Origin of the sequence: Cytobacillus sp. FSL R7-0696 (genome assembly GCF_038006865.1) — a bacterium.
In the GTDB taxonomy this organism is placed as follows: domain Bacteria; phylum Bacillota; class Bacilli; order Bacillales; family Cytobacillaceae; genus Cytobacillus; species Cytobacillus kochii.
The window spans coordinates 443255-458224 of record NZ_JBBOWA010000001.1; the positions used below are offsets into that span (position 1 = coordinate 443255).

Consider the following 14970-nt stretch of genomic DNA (forward strand, 5'->3'; position numbering starts at 1 on the left):
TATAAATAATTTTGGGAATTGATCACCTCATTTTTGGTATCTTTGTTATATACCAAGGCTTTGAAAAGAGTAAAAGGGTTGCCTAAAAGTCGAAGAAGTGACTTTTGGGCAACCCTTTTTACTGTGCTATTCTGTTTGCTCATCCATCAACTGCCTGCACACCAAAAATGAAAGATAGATGTGTGGGGATGTTTCATTTGTCAACACTTCTTGCGGATTTTTATATCCATTTGCACAGATATAGACAGTCTGATTTTCCGTTCCTATTTTTAGCTGTCATGCTACCCATGTATAGCTGGCACAGATAGTAGCGACCCATTTTTCTATTCTCACTTTTCTATCTATTCTTCCAATAAAGATGCTGACCACTTCTTATATAGGTAATCTAGCTCTCTTTGACATTGTTCCTTTTCACATTGTAAGTCTTGCAGCATGCTCAAGGCTTCACCAGTCATCATCTTTCTTTCTATTATCTGTAATTTTTCTTCTAGCTCTTCCATTTCCTCTTCTATACCATCTGTTTGATGAATATTTTGCTTTACTGTACTTTCCCTTTCAACCTTTTTTATCGCTTCCTTAATTGGAGGTGCCATCTGTTGAATTTGGTTGCACCACTTTTTCCATGCATATGTGAATGATCCATTAAAATAGGAAAGCCTTCTCTGATTCAATATATACGTTTGGTTGAATAATAGCTCGATGAAATAACGATCATGAGAAACAGCTAAGATCGTTCCTTGAAATTCCTGCAGTGCCTGTTCAAGCACTTCTCTCGATTCAATATCGAGATGATTTGTGGGTTCATCAAGGATAAGAAAATTCACATTTTGATACATGAGTTGTGCTAAACGCAGTCGCATGCGCTCACCACCACTTAACTGTTTCACCTTCTTATAGACGGCATAACCATAGAAAAGAAAATTTGCTAGAATCCCTCTCGCTTCTCCCTCCGCTACAGCATGTATGTCCCTGAACATTTGTAGTACGGTTTTTTCTTGGTTTTCGCTCTCTGTAAATACTTGTTGTGCTAAGTAGCCAATTTGACAATTACTACCTATTCGCACTTCTCCTTCATCTGGAAGTAAATGATGTAAAATTAATTTTATTAATGTCGTTTTACCGCTGCCGTTTTCTCCAACAAGCACTGCACGATCTTGAAAACGTAAATGCATGTCAATACTTTCTAACACAAACTCTCCACTAAAAGACTTTGTCATATTTTCTATAACTAACGTGTCTTTCCCACTTCTCTCTTCTGCTGCCAAATTCAAATGTATTTTGCGATGAGAAACGGGTTTTTTTACCTTTTCCATCCGATTTAGTGCCTTTTCCATACTACTTGCTTTTTTATGGAGCCCGGCATTAGGTGGGTTGGCTTGATTTGCCCACTCTCTTAACCTTTTTATCGATTCTTTCATCTTTTTTATTTTCTTCTGTTGATCTTCATACTTTTGAAATTCCTGTAATAGTCGACTTTCCTTTTCTTTTACATAATCAGAATAATTGGTATGATAATTCGTTAATCCTTCATCTTCTAAATCCATAATCATCGACACGGTTTGATCAAGGAAGTACCGATCATGTGAAACCATAACAATTGTCCCCTCATAATCTTTAATAAAACTTGTTAACCAATCAACAGCTTGGAGATCAAGATGATTTGTCGGTTCATCCAATAATAATAAATCTGGTTTCTTAAGTAGCTCTTTGGCTAAGCAAACTTTTGTTTTCTCACCACCACTAAGCATTTGAAACTTTTTCTCCATTAATGCTTCTATACCAAGCCCATTAATGACTGTTTTTATTTTTCCCTCTATTTCATAGCCTCCGTCATTCATAAAATAATCTTGTAACTTCCCATATTCATTGAGTAGTTGTTCCATCCCATTCGTGGTTTGTGATTGAGCTAATTTTTGTTCCATATCTGTTAGTTTTCTTTTCACCTCAAGTAAATTAGAAAAGGCTTCCTCCACTACATCCAAAGCAATAACCGATTCATTATATTCTGGTATTTGATGTAAATAGCCAATCACAATATGTTTACGCCAATGTATTTGACCTTGGTCAGGTTGTTCTACCCCAGCCATGATTTTTAACAACGTCGACTTTCCACTACCATTTCTTCCAACAATACCTACTCGCGAGTGGTTCCGTATGTCAAAACTAATATTAGTGAAGACTGTATCACCACCGTACAATTTCGTTATATTTTGTCCGCTCGTTATCATTTCATTTTCCTCCATATAAGAATAGCTCATTTCGTCACTTGTCTGTGTTAAAGCTCTTTTTTTCCTACCACCGCAAGCAACATGAGCTAGACAGAAATTTGATTAGGTGAAAAAAAAGGGCCACAGAGAATAAACTTCTCCTGTGACCCTTTTCTCATTTAAATATAAATACTCACCTGTATCCATACAAGTAAATATTCAGTATTATCATTGTGCTCTTTGACGGGTGTAAAGAGATGTTTGACTGCTTATTTTAGCTATGCAATGGTTATAAAAGGACAGACGTATCCCGTTAACAGTCATTGCGCCAAAAATTGCACAGAAAATAGTTATATGTTCAAGCCATTTTCCACGCGTTAAAACAGTTCCACTCATCTCTTCTACACCTCCTTTTTCCATTCAATTACTACTAGTTTAAATGAAATATTCTAAAATAACAATCATTTTCAAACATATATTTTTATCGTTTTTTTGATTTCTATGCTGTGGGAAAAGACTAATATACCCGATATATTGATGCGCACTCTACAATGCCTATTTTGAAATTTCTAAATATCATAATAATCTACTCACTGTTTCTGAATGTAGGCTTATTATAAATTGGGTGGTTAATACCCTTGCTCCTTTATTCTGAGTAAAATTTTCTAAGTTAACTATCCTCTTAAGCATCCCCAGTAAATAGCAGTGCAAAAGCAATATCAATATCCCTTTCCCTTGATTAATTGACTAAAAGGACATCAACATTTGACATAGAGTTAAGGTAAATGCATCTCTACACCAATCGGTTAAGGCCAAAAAAAAGAGAGCTTCATCACAAAACTCTCTCTAAACTATTCTTTGACTATATGATTCTTAAATGCATAGATTACGGCTTGAGTGCGATCTTGGACATCAAGTTTACTTAAGATATTACTTACATGTGTTTTAACGGTTTTTAAAGCAATGTATAGTTCATCAGCAATCTCTTGATTAGTTTTTCCTTGCGTCATATGAAGTAGAATTTCCATTTCTCTACTGGTTAATTCTTCATGGAGAGGTTGTTCTTTTTTTCCTCTCATCTTTAACATCATTTTTCCAGTGACCTCAGGTTCTAAGACAGATTCTCCTTGTTGTGTTCTGCGTATCGCGTGTGCAATTTCACTTGCTTTTGATGTTTTTAACATATAGCTAGTAGCTCCTGCCTCAAGTGCGGGATAAACCTTTTCATCATCTAAGAAGCTCGTTACAATTATTATTTTTGCTTCTGGCCATTGCTCAACAATTTGCTTTGTCGCTTCAATCCCATCCATTTCTTTCATCACTAGATCCATTAGAATAATATCTGGTCGTAATTCCATTGCCAGCTCGATCGCTTGTTTACCGTTATCCGCCTCGCCAATTACTTCTATATCAGGTTGAGCTGATAAATAAGCGGTCACACCAATCCTCACCATCTCATGGTCATCTACAAATAATACGCGTATCATTTTTCATCGCCCCCTTCACCTTCAATAATGGGTACTTTTACTTCTAATCTTGTTCCTTTATTAGGAAGGCTGATCATTTTTAATGTACCACCAATCTCTAGTGCTCTTTCATACATATTTTGAATACCGTATGAACCTGCTTTTGCCTTATCTACATTAAAACCGATACCATCATCAATAATACGTAGAATAGCAAATCCGTCACGTTGAATAAGTAATACATCTAAGGTGTCTGCTTTTGCATGACGCAAAGTATTGGAAACAGATTCTTGTAGAATGCGAAAAAGGTGATCCTCAATCCCTTTATCTAAATAAAAGTCCTCTGCTCTCCATTTGATATTCATGGTGACTTTTTGTTTTAACTCAAGCAGCAGTTCCTCGATTCCTTCTATTAGCTTTTTTCCTTTTAAGGCAACAGGGCGTAGGTGAAGCAATAAAGCACGCATTTCTAGCTGGGATTGATGGATCATCCCTTCTACTAACTGCAATTGCTTGACCTCATTGGCCGATTTTTCCTCTGTTTGTTCCATAATCGCTGACATTAACATAGAAGCAGCAAATAATTGTTGACTGACTGAATCGTGTAATTCTCTTGCCAAACGATTTCTTTCTTCATAAATAATTTCTTGCATACGATTATCAATATCTTTCGCTTTTTCATTTGCGAGCCGTTGCGTATACTTGGCCTGTTCTGATATTTGCTTCTGTATTTTGATTATTCTTTGGTATATGTTTTGAATATCAGCACTTACTTCTTCATGATTAACCGTGAGTACTCTTCCTTCTTCTACCTCATGAAGCCAGCCTTCCATCTCTTTCAGTTGCTTCTGCCATCTATAACCAGATAATAACCCATAAAAAACACCTAATAAGATGCTTATCATTGGTGCAAACAATGCAAAGGGAATATCAACGACTTTAAAATGCCAGAAATCAATCAGGCGAATAGGGAAAACAAAATAAAAGGACAACATCATGCTGATAAGTAATAGTAGTGAAAGAAGCACTCCATATAAGATCTGACGTTGAGCCATATTCATGAGCGCTTCACCTCTATATCACCCACAATTAAAGAGGTGACGATTTTCACCTTTTGTTCAGTTTGGTTATAATTTTCCGTCTCAAAAATATAATTGCGGTTAAAAGCTCTTTTTTCTACCAAATCGAAAATCTGGCTAGAGCCAACAATAACAGAATGATTGATTGACACCTCTACATCATAAGGAATATATATGCGTACATTTCCAATAAGGTTTTTGATAAAGATGATATTCTCTTGATTAGGTAATACCGTATAGCTCAAATCAATCTCAGTATCCCCTAAGCCACATTGGATATTTATATCTCCCCATTCATATACCTCTTCAGAAGTATTTTGGTGCCCACTGATTTTATTCGTTAATAAATTCTTCTTCTGAACCACAGCCTCTTTTCGCTCATCTGCTTTTCGCTGTTCTGCTCTAGGCTGAACCTTCTTTGGTTTCTTTTTCGTTAAGTAAAATTGATAACCAAAATGAACAATAAGTGCAAGGATTAACAACTTGAATGCCATCATATTAAATATAGTAATCGCAAAAAGTAAAATTCCTAGCCAAAAAAGGACCTTGCCCCTAGTTTTCGGCATCCATTTACGACCAATATAGATCATACCAATTTCAATGATAATTGAGAAGATGAGCCCATGATTAAAAAAGAACACTTCTAAAATAATCATTGCTAAGGCAATGAAGATCCACATTTTATAGTCCTCATTCCATTTTTCAAACATGTGACATCCCTCCTAATCATGTTGTTTAAAAGGCGCAAGTCGGCCTTACGCCTTTCAATGCTTGTTTCTCGGTCAATTATCTTTAGCATACCATGTTTTTATGACTGCAAGGAATCATCCTTTTTCATTTTCAATTCTAAATCAGCAATTTTTTTATCAATATGATTATGGAAGTATTGATTTTGCACTTTTTGTTCTAACTCTGAAATATATTTCTCCATATCATTAAACTTATCATAAGCAGTTTGGTGGGAGTGTTCTTCTCCTAATACTTTATTCATTTTTACTTGAGCACGGGTTACATTTTCTCTCCCCATTAATTGCATGCGGCGAATTTGCATATCCTTTAGTTTATGCTTCATTTCTTCATACTGTCTTTCTAACTTTCCAAGCTCCTCTGATGCTTCTGCCACCATCGTTTGTAATTTATCTGCTCTTTCAGAAAAGTACTGTGTTTCTGTCTTCGCAAATGTTGCTAGCTCCTCTTCACCTGCTCGTTCTGCAACTTCCGCTTGTCCTTTTCTTTTAGTTGCCATATCCATGGCATGGGCAAGTTCTTTACGAAATTCTTCTCTCAGTTTAAATTGTCTTTCTATATATTTTTTCACTTTTTCTGTTTCTTGCTCACTTTGCCTCAAATACTGATTTAATATTGCTATGGGATTTTTACTTTCTTTTTTATCGAGCACCTCATTGATATCTGTTACAATCGTGTTTTTAATTCTTGTTAATAGATTTACCATAATGTCTCCTCCTATTGTTTCCATGATTATTTATGAAGATCGGACCATTGCTTCTCAAAGTTCACAAATGGATCATCGCTTTGTTTTGTTTTTGGCTTTTCTTTATTCCAATTTTTATAAATCAGGTAAATGACATAAAGAGCTAGAACAGCTAAAATTGCTGGGATATTACTGATAGAGAACAATAGTAATACGACACCTACAGTACCCCAAGCTACTTTTTCCCAACCATCTGTTTTGATAAATTGTTTAAATACTAAATAAAGTAATGCAGCTGTAATCGCTAATGCGATAAGTGAACCTAAATTCGCCAATACAACTATTGCCGCAATTCCCCCTGCTATGATTAAAAGAAATTTTTTCATTTCTCTGCCTCCTTTCACTATTTATCTTACCTATTTATAAGATCGTACATAACGTGCCACAGCTTGATTTTGCTCTAAGACTTAAGTCTGAACGAGAGCTGAGCCCCCATTTTATTCTATACATGTAAAACTAATTTAAGTTCATACTACAATTGGGAGGTGTGACAATGTCTCATTCTTGGTTGCTTTCATTTTTGTTAATGATTTCACCTATCAATGATGATTCCATATTCACAATTGAAAAAGAAGATAAAGTAATCACACAAATACAAAGAGAAGACTTTGCTATTCCACAGTCCAATTTACCGTTTATTGAAATGAAAAAATTCGAGACATTTTTGGAGGATCTCGATAAAAAAACATTTATTGCCCCTAAAGACGCTTATATAAAAGGAAATATGATTATCTCAGAAATTGAAGGTAAGCGTTTATACCGTAAAGAATTCAAGAATCAATTTTTTCGCTATTATTTCTCCAAAGGAATCTCAACTATCCAGCTTCCTCTTATTTCTGTACCAGCAAGAGTGGATAAAGACTTAATCAGTCAAATCAATGTGAAAACAATTGGACAGTATGTCACTTACTTTAATAGCAATAATCAAAATCGCTCTCATAATATTTCTTTAGCTACCGAGGCCATTAATAATTATGTCATTTTCCCTGAAGAAACATTTTCTTTTAATGAGGTTGTTGGGAGAAGAACGAAGGATAAAGGATACCTACGTGCGCCCGTAATTGTAAGAGGGGAACTGTCTGAAGATATTGGTGGCGGGATATGCCAGGTGTCTTCCACACTATTTAATGCCGTCGATCGTGCCGGTGTTGAGATCGGCGAGAGATTCTCGCATAGCAAAAGAGTCCCTTATGTACCAAATGGAAGAGACGCAACGGTAAGTTGGTATGGACCAGACTTTACCTTTACAAACCCTTATGAGTTTCCTTTACTTATAAGCGCACACGTTTATGGTGGCCAAATGATTGTTGTAATCAAATCTTCAGACGAAATCGAGACTACACCACGCCATGTTCCCAATGCTTCAAAAATATTACCAAAAGAAATACGTGCAAACGGGGATACTTAAAAAGGAGAATTATATTTGACCCTTATTTTAGTAACCATCTGGGCATTAAAAGTGCCAGCCTTAGTTCTTAAATAACGAATGTTCATGTCCCCTTCAAGTAGACATAAAAAAACCTTCATGATTCCATGAAGAAAAGAATACTACTTGGAGGAGGTTTTTTTCTATGCCAAAGAAATCTAAAAGAGGCCGTCTCCTTATTACAGATGATTTAGATGAATATGGGTGCTAAATTAATTACTCTGATAATGACAGCAATGCACATACCACTTATCATTCGAAAGCTAGCCAACAGAAATGAATTGAACTTATATATAAAACGGTAGCAAAATAGGCAAGAGAAACATAGTTAGCCGTTCTCCGTTTTAGATCAAGTCTCCGAATATAACTTAAAGCTATTCAGCTGCCGATTAGGGGTATATATGAAATTAAGAGCAGCCACTCACGCAAAGGAAAGCTGTATAGGATTACTCTTTTCACTTCACCCTACCGCATAGCAGTATATAAGTAATTGGAAGGCAGGAGACAAACGGAGATAAAAAACGCGTGCCTATTAAATATTATGACACGCGTTCATTGCTTAGCTTTTTATGTTGACTACTTGAAAGGGGCAAGACCAAGGATCATTTTTATTATTCCCTTTTATAACAATGGCTTTTCTGAAACAATGACACCATCTTCATCAGCGTATACATATTCGTCTGGCAACCAATCAAGCCCCCCAAATGTCACGATCGTATTCCTATCTCCTTTGCCAGCTTTTCTACTTTTTAATGGACTACTACCAATTGCTAATACTCCAATATCCATTGATGCTATATCTGCTGTATCTCGCACACAACCATATATAATGACACCCGCCAACCCGCGCGTTTCTGCAATTTTTGCTAATCGATCGCCCATAAGTGCACATCGCCTTGACCCACCACCATCAACAACAAGCACATGACCTTCTGGGATACTTTCCAGTGCTTCAAGTACAAGTACATTATCTTCAAAAACCTTAACTGTTGAAACTTTACCATGGAATCTCTTTTTCTTACCGTATGAATAGAATACTTCTTGATTTACCTTTACATATTCATGATGGTCGTCACATAAATCTGCTGTTTTAAAAGACATGATATCCCTCCTCACTCTACTAATTAATTTCGTCATCCGATGAAAAGTTTCCTTTGTCTAATGGAAAGAAAAAGTGATAACTTGCATATAAGTGTAATGAAAGGGGTGGATCATTATCGCTTATTTATGGATAGCAACAAGCGCTTATTTACTCATCGTTGGTTTGGCTGCTGGCGTTTTTGTTTACACATTAAGGTACGCGCTTCATTCAAAAGATTCTACCCAAATAGATGAAAAAAAAGAAGAGATAGATGACCTCTTAAATTAAATATTTTAAGGCTGTGACCACCTTCCGTCACAGCCTTTCTTTTTACTTATTCATTGCTTGCTCAATAGCCTTGGAAATCTGTGAAATAATATCTTCGTAATGTTCAATACCAATGGAGATTCTAATCAAATGCTCATTAATGCCTAACGCCTCACAAGTTTCTTTTGGTACCGCACGATGCGAAGTTGTAATTGGATGTGAAACAGAAGATTCTACACCAGCTAAAGTAGGTACAATTTTTATCCACCCTAGTGAACAGAAAAAAGTTGATACATCCGCTTGTTCTTTTAGTTCGATCGTGACCATTGCCCCATATCCATATGCTCCATTTTGTTCGAAGGGATAATAAACTTTCTCCACTCCCTCATGAATAAGTAAAGCTTCTGCTACTTTTTTCGCATGATAAGATTGTTCCTTCATCCTTAATGCTAATGTCTTTGCCCCCCTTACTGTTAACCATGCCTCAAAAGGACTTAAGTTCACACCAAGATTTACGACTTTTGCTGAAGCCAGTTCGATTAACTCTTTACTACCAACAATGACACCAGCAGTGACATCACTATGCCCACCAATATATTTGGTCGCACTATGAACAACCATGTCTACCCCAAGCTCAATCGGCTGACAATGAAACGGTGAAGCAAAGGTATTATCAATCAATGTCTTCAGATTGTATTTTTTCGCCAATGATACAACAGCTTTAAGATCTTCTACTCTTAATAATGGATTCGTAATTGATTCTGTATATAAAAGCTTCGTGTTCTCTTTGATTGCCGCCTCGACTTGCGTCATATCGCTAAAAGGAACAATTGTTACGTCTATACCAAATTGCGTGAGCTCTTCCACAATAAGATGAAAGCTTCCTCCATACACATCATCAGTAGCAATAATATGATCACCACTTTTAGCCACTGCTAATATTCCTACCATAATGGCACCTAAACCTGATGCAGCTGCAACTCCTGCTGCTGCACCTTCTAATCTGGCGACAACTTCTCCCAACTCATCGGTGTTAGGATTGCCTGATCTCGTATACAAGTAGTTGCCGTTTCCACTATAAAAACCCTCTAGTTCTTCTAAACTTTTAAAAGTAAATGCAGAGGTTTGATAAATCGGTGTTGCTTTACTTTGAATTGTGCGCTTTTCTTTTTTGTCTCCATGTAATAAAGCCGTCTCAAATTTCATTCTACTGAATCTCCTTTTTATACGCTAAAAGTATAAATCACCTTGTTTTATTTTCATAAATTTCTTAATTCTATCATTATAGCTCACTGTACTTTTTTACGTCAATTGAGGAAAGAAGTATAAGAAACACCCATAAGGCTATATTAAACGGAGATATATATTTTAGAGGTGATTGTATGAATAATGAAAAAAATAAGATGCCGAAATACCCTCAATCGTATTGGTTGGAAGCAAAACAACTCCAATATCAATCATTGGACGGTAACACTAAAACAGATGTAGTTATCATTGGCTCTGGTATAACAGGGATTACTTCAGCCTACTTATTGGCAAAAGAAGGCTTGAAAGTGATTTTATTAGACGCCGGGGAAGTTTTAGCAGGAACGACTGGTCATACAACGGCAAAAGTGACCGCACAGCATGGTTTAATATATGACGAGTTGATTGAACATTTCGGCATAGAGCAAGCAAGACTGTATTATGAAGCCCAAGCTGATGCAATAAAAATGATTGAAAAAGAAGCTGCAAATATAAATTGCGATTTTAGTAATGAAAGCTCTTTTATCTATGCAACCAATGATCAATACAGTGAAAAATTAACTTTTGAATATGACGCCTATAAAAGATTGGGGATTATAGGGCAATTAAAAGAGAGTATCCCATTCTCCATTCCAACTACAGGTGTGCTTGAAATGAACAATCAAGCACAATTTCATCCGGTTAAATATTTAGAAGGCTTACTTCAGCGTTTCATCGACTTAGGAGGTACTGTTTATGAACATACAACGGTCGTTGATATCGAGGAAGGTAAACAACCTGTTGTCATAACGAATAAAGGGCATCGTATTTTATGTAATTATGTTGTGATGGCATCCCATAGCCCATTTTTAAAATGGAAAGGATTATATTTCTCCAGGCTTTTACCTGAACGGTCCTATGTAATTGCTATCGAAAGTGACGACGATTTTGAAGGAAACATGTACTATTGTGCCAATAACCCTGTCCGTTCGATCCGTGCTACAACTTCAGAGGAGACTGGGAAGAAACTTATTCTTATTGGCGGAGAGGGTCATAAAACAGGAAAAGGCATTAACACTTTTCAGCATTACGAGGCATTACAGGCTTTCTCTAATGAGGTCTTCGGGGAAAAACCAATCACCTTTCGCTGGTCTGCACAAGATTTAACTTCATTAGATAAAATACCTTATATTGGTCCTATCACATCTGATGAAAATAATATCTTCGTGGCTACTGGTTATCGCAAATGGGGTATGACAAACGGTACAGCTGCCGGAATTTTGTTAAAAGATTTGATAACTGAACAGCATACACCTTATCAGGAACTTTTTAACCCATCAAGATTTCATGCGAACCCTAGTATTAAAAACTTTATCACTTATAATGCAGATGTTGCAGGACAATTAATTAAAGGGAAACTCGAGCCAGAATTTAAGCACCCTGAGGATCTAGCAAATAATGAAGGCGGCCTGGTGAAAGTGGATGGAAAACGCCGAGGCTGTTACCGCGATGATGATGGCCAACTTCATATTGTTGACACGACTTGTACTCATCTAGGTTGTGAGACAGAATGGAATGCAGGCGAGCGCACTTGGGATTGTCCATGTCATGGATCCCGTTTTTCATATGATGGCGAGGTCATTGAAGGTCCAGCAACTGAACCTTTGGAAAAGATGGATTAATGCATATGACCTTAAAGGTCAGCTAAGTTTTATCTGGTAAGCGATTAGAGCGGCTTCCAAATAGAATAATGTCACATAAGTGGTTGGAAAAATAGGAGAAGGTATGTTTACGCACATAATGTAGAGGATAGAAGCAGAGAACTGCCTGTAAGTCGTCTTTACGTACAAATCATAATAAAACGGATGAAGTATGGGTATTCAATCCCCGTACATATAGATGTTTTTGTCCATTCTTAATTAATCAAAATCGGCATCGATAGATTGAAGTTGTTTCCATTTCCATCCTGAAATGTAGCGATATAGAACAAAAAGATAAAAAATCCGCAACCATCAAACCTTGTTGCGGATTTTCTATGATTTCTTATTGTAGCGTCTTACACCATTACTCCTTAGCGTCTTTTTTCGTTTGATTGACGTTCTGGATTGACGATTTTTCCACCGTGCATAATTTTTTCTTCTAATTGAAGATTTAATTCTTTAGCAAAGCGCTTTAAATCTCTTTCTTCATTCATGGTAACAAGTGATACCACTGTTCCATCTGCACCAAAACGTCCTGTTCTCCCTGAGCGATGGATATACTGCGTTTTCTCACGCGGTAAGTCAAAGTGGATGACATGGGTAATTCCCTTAATATCTAAACCTCTCGCTGCTACATCTGTTGATAAAAGTAAGCGAGCATCCTTTTTCCTAAAGCCATTCAAACTTTTAGATCTTTCGAATTTATTTAAATCACTGTGAAGTACATTTACGTGAATATGGTTATACTCTAGCTTTTCTTTCATAATCATGATATTGGGGATATCCTTAACAAATACCAGCGCCTTCAAATGATCCATTCGAGAAAGCTTTTCCAATAATTTTACTTTTTCCCGTTGTTCCACGTTAAAGTAAATATGCTTCACATCACCTGCTGTAATCGTCTCATCTTTTTCAATGGTGATAATCTCTGGTGATTTCATCCAACTTTTAGCTTCCACTTCTATTGTTTTAGGTAAAGTAGCAGAAAACAGCACTACTTGTCTTTCCTTTAAAGTCGCCTTTATTATACTTTTCACATGTTCTAGATGTTCGGGAATGAGAAGCTGATCACCTTCATCAAGGACAACTGTTTTTACCGCATGCATTTTTAATTTCTTTTGCTTAATCAATTCAAGTATTCTACCTGGGGTACCCAAAACGATATGTGGACGTTGTTTTAATTTTTCTAACTGTCGCTTTACATTCGCACCACCGATAAACGATGCACTACGGATATTACTATCTCTTCCCCACTTTTGTGCTTCACTTAAGATTTGCATAATTAACTCTTGAGATGATGCGAGAATAACTACCTGCACATCCTTGCTTTCTGGTTGAATCTTTTCTAAAACAGGTAATAAATACGCTAACGTTTTTCCGGTACCTGTTGGGGATTGAGCAATAAGATCTTTTCCCTCTAATACAACAGGAATCGCCTCTTGCTGTATATTTGTTGGTTGTTTAAATTGCGATTGTTCCCATACTTTTTTAATAAACGGCTTTAGTTCGCCAATAACTTCCATAGATGATATAACTCCTTTATTTAACGATAAACAGTTTAAAACGACTTCATACAGATGAAATACGTTTATAATACATAATATAAAGGTATCCTGTTCAAATAACAATGGCTCATGTTAAAACGACTTTCGTTATTTATAAGGTAATGTCGTGTAAAAACCTTTTCCTTTTTATTTTGGTTGAGTTCGTTTATGATAAATTTAGTGTTACGAAATGTTTAAATGAGAAAGAAGTGTTCGTTCATGATCCATCCACAAGTAAAGACAAATATAAAAATTATGTGGTTTGCCAACTTCTTTGTTTCAGCTAGTATGACGATGGTCTTGCCCTTTATATCATTATATATTGAAACCTTTGGTCAATTTTCCGACGCTTATATTCAAAGATGGTCGGGTTGGATTTTTGCCATTACATTCGTTACTGCCTTTATTGTAGCTCCAATTTGGGGAAGAATTGGTGATTTGTATGGAAAGAAAAAGGTGTTAATCATTTCTGCTTCTGGAATGGCCCTTTGTATTTTCCTATTAGGTTTTGCGACAAGCGTATGGCATTTGTTTTATCTAAGGCTATTTATGGGTATCTTCACAGGTTTTATTCCCCTTTCACAAGCTTTTATTTCTACACAAACACCAAAAAGAATGGCAGGACAAGTGCTTGGCACCTTACAAACAGGTAGTATAACAGGCTCACTTTTAGGACCTTTAATCGGTGGTGCACTAGCTGACATGGTCGGTTTTTCTTCTACTTTCAATTGGACATCATTAGCCATTTTTGTTTCTGCAATTCTCGTTATCTTCACGAAAGAATTTCAAATCAATGAAGTGAAGAAATCAGAGAAGCAGAATTATACGAGTAAAGAAGTATTAAAACATATACTTACAAACCCTGTCCTTGTGACTGTTTTAATCTTATCGATGTTGATTCAAGTCGCTCATTTTAGTATTCAACCGATTCTGTCCCTTTATGTCAGCGAAATACATGGCCCAGAAAATTTAGCTCTATATGCAGGTATTGCTTTTTCCGCAGCAGGTGTAGGTAACTTAATGATGTCAAAAACTTGGGGAAAGCTGGGGGACAATTATGGTTATATTAAAATATTAATGGCCTTATTGTTTTTAGCTGGTATCGTCTATTTTCCAGGTGGATTTGTCACTGAAATGTGGCAGCTTATTATCATTCGTTTTGCACTCGGGGTAACTATTGGAGGAATTATTCCTGTGCGTATTGCCTATATTAGACAGGCTGCACCTATAGCCATGCAAGGAGAGGTATTGGGATATAATACCAGTTTAAGATTTCTAGGAAATGTCATCGGACCTGTTATGGGAGGAATGGTTGCTGGGGCCTTTGGATTTACTGCCGTTTTTATTACTACCAGTCTATTACTCATTGCAAGCGGGGTTATTCTTCTCGTTTCGGTTATGAAAAATCCTAGGTATTTAAAGAATTCTAGTACGTCATAATCATATATAAAAGAGGTTGCTACTTCAATATAGCAACCCCTATT

General features: G+C 36.4%; 13 protein-coding genes. 3 read left to right on the plus strand and 10 right to left on the minus strand.

Annotation, left to right across the window (positions count from 1 at the left end):
* Positions 1–341: 341 nt before the first annotated feature.
* From abc-f to MKX29_RS02365, 7 genes are all read right to left on the minus strand, one after another.
* Positions 342–2228, minus strand: a complete 1887-nt coding sequence (gene abc-f / locus MKX29_RS02335) for a ribosomal protection-like ABC-F family protein (protein WP_341103711.1) — start codon at positions 2226–2228, stop codon at positions 342–344.
* Positions 2229–2435: 207 nt separating this feature from the next.
* Entirely contained in the window at positions 2436–2627 is a 192-nt protein-coding gene (locus MKX29_RS02340) for an RAxF-45 family protein (protein WP_341103713.1), read from the minus strand.
* Positions 2628–3058: 431 nt separating this feature from the next.
* Complete coding sequence (locus tag MKX29_RS02345) at positions 3059–3694, minus strand: response regulator transcription factor (RefSeq protein ID WP_095370110.1); 636 nt, start codon at positions 3692–3694, stop codon at positions 3059–3061.
* Entirely contained in the window at positions 3691–4734 is a 1044-nt protein-coding gene (locus MKX29_RS02350) for a sensor histidine kinase (protein ID WP_341103715.1), read from the minus strand. Before MKX29_RS02350 ends, MKX29_RS02345 begins: the two co-directional genes overlap by 4 nt.
* Complete coding sequence (gene liaF, locus MKX29_RS02355) at positions 4731–5462, minus strand: cell wall-active antibiotics response protein LiaF (protein ID WP_341103717.1); 732 nt, start codon at positions 5460–5462, stop codon at positions 4731–4733. The genes MKX29_RS02350 and liaF overlap by 4 nt, the downstream gene beginning before the upstream one ends.
* Positions 5463–5560: 98 nt before the next feature.
* On the minus strand, positions 5561–6205 hold the full coding sequence (locus tag MKX29_RS02360) for a PspA/IM30 family protein (protein ID WP_289433176.1): 645 nt from the start codon (positions 6203–6205) through the stop codon (positions 5561–5563).
* 26 nt (positions 6206–6231) lie between these two features.
* Positions 6232–6570 (minus strand): lmo0954 family membrane protein, encoded by a 339-nt coding sequence (locus tag MKX29_RS02365; RefSeq protein WP_224935367.1) that lies wholly within the window; start codon positions 6568–6570, stop codon positions 6232–6234.
* A 167-nt stretch (positions 6571–6737) separates the two neighbouring features.
* On the opposite strand from MKX29_RS02365, the gene MKX29_RS02370 reads away from it, so the two are divergent.
* Positions 6738–7652, plus strand: coding sequence for a VanW family protein (locus tag MKX29_RS02370; protein ID WP_341103721.1), 915 nt, complete (start codon positions 6738–6740; stop codon positions 7650–7652).
* 639 nt (positions 7653–8291) lie between these two features.
* Here MKX29_RS02370 and rraA read toward each other — a convergent pair.
* Together rraA and MKX29_RS02380 are read right to left on the minus strand one after the other, a co-directional pair.
* Entirely contained in the window at positions 8292–8771 is a 480-nt protein-coding gene (gene rraA, locus MKX29_RS02375) for a ribonuclease E activity regulator RraA (protein ID WP_224935361.1), read from the minus strand.
* A gap of 310 nt (positions 8772–9081) precedes the next feature.
* On the minus strand, positions 9082–10224 hold the full coding sequence (locus MKX29_RS02380) for a trans-sulfuration enzyme family protein (protein WP_341103724.1): 1143 nt from the start codon (positions 10222–10224) through the stop codon (positions 9082–9084).
* A 176-nt stretch (positions 10225–10400) separates the two neighbouring features.
* Between MKX29_RS02380 and MKX29_RS02385 the strand changes: the two genes are divergently transcribed.
* Entirely contained in the window at positions 10401–11924 is a 1524-nt protein-coding gene (locus MKX29_RS02385; RefSeq protein ID WP_224935354.1) for an FAD-dependent oxidoreductase, read from the plus strand.
* Positions 11925–12313: 389 nt separating this feature from the next.
* Here the strand turns inward: MKX29_RS02385 and MKX29_RS02390 are convergent, their stop codons facing one another.
* On the minus strand, positions 12314–13465 hold the full coding sequence (locus MKX29_RS02390; protein ID WP_341103728.1) for a DEAD/DEAH box helicase: 1152 nt from the start codon (positions 13463–13465) through the stop codon (positions 12314–12316).
* 240 nt (positions 13466–13705) lie between these two features.
* On the opposite strand from MKX29_RS02390, the gene MKX29_RS02395 reads away from it, so the two are divergent.
* Positions 13706–14926, plus strand: coding sequence for an MFS transporter (locus MKX29_RS02395; RefSeq protein ID WP_341103730.1), 1221 nt, complete (start codon positions 13706–13708; stop codon positions 14924–14926).
* Positions 14927–14970: the final 44 nt, after the last annotated feature.

What these genes read in the sequence shown, in the direction of transcription:
- abc-f (WP_341103711.1), bottom strand. Translation starts at nt 2,228, where the DNA reads ATGATAACGAGCGGACAAAATATAACGAAATTGTACGGTGGTGATACA.
- MKX29_RS02340 (WP_341103713.1), bottom strand. Translation starts at nt 2,627, where the DNA reads ATGGAAAAAGGAGGTGTAGAAGAGATGAGTGGAACTGTTTTAACGCGT.
- MKX29_RS02345 (WP_095370110.1), bottom strand. Translation starts at nt 3,694, where the DNA reads ATGATACGCGTATTATTTGTAGATGACCATGAGATGGTGAGGATTGGT.
- MKX29_RS02350 (WP_341103715.1), bottom strand. Translation starts at nt 4,734, where the DNA reads ATGAATATGGCTCAACGTCAGATCTTATATGGAGTGCTTCTTTCACTA.
- liaF (WP_341103717.1), bottom strand. Translation starts at nt 5,462, where the DNA reads ATGTTTGAAAAATGGAATGAGGACTATAAAATGTGGATCTTCATTGCC.
- MKX29_RS02360 (WP_289433176.1), bottom strand. Translation starts at nt 6,205, where the DNA reads ATGGTAAATCTATTAACAAGAATTAAAAACACGATTGTAACAGATATC.
- MKX29_RS02365 (WP_224935367.1), bottom strand. Translation starts at nt 6,570, where the DNA reads ATGAAAAAATTTCTTTTAATCATAGCAGGGGGAATTGCGGCAATAGTT.
- MKX29_RS02370 (WP_341103721.1), top strand. Translation starts at nt 6,738, where the DNA reads ATGTCTCATTCTTGGTTGCTTTCATTTTTGTTAATGATTTCACCTATC.
- rraA (WP_224935361.1), bottom strand. Translation starts at nt 8,771, where the DNA reads ATGTCTTTTAAAACAGCAGATTTATGTGACGACCATCATGAATATGTA.
- MKX29_RS02380 (WP_341103724.1), bottom strand. Translation starts at nt 10,224, where the DNA reads ATGAAATTTGAGACGGCTTTATTACATGGAGACAAAAAAGAAAAGCGC.
- MKX29_RS02385 (WP_224935354.1), top strand. Translation starts at nt 10,401, where the DNA reads ATGAATAATGAAAAAAATAAGATGCCGAAATACCCTCAATCGTATTGG.
- MKX29_RS02390 (WP_341103728.1), bottom strand. Translation starts at nt 13,465, where the DNA reads ATGGAAGTTATTGGCGAACTAAAGCCGTTTATTAAAAAAGTATGGGAA.
- MKX29_RS02395 (WP_341103730.1), top strand. Translation starts at nt 13,706, where the DNA reads ATGATCCATCCACAAGTAAAGACAAATATAAAAATTATGTGGTTTGCC.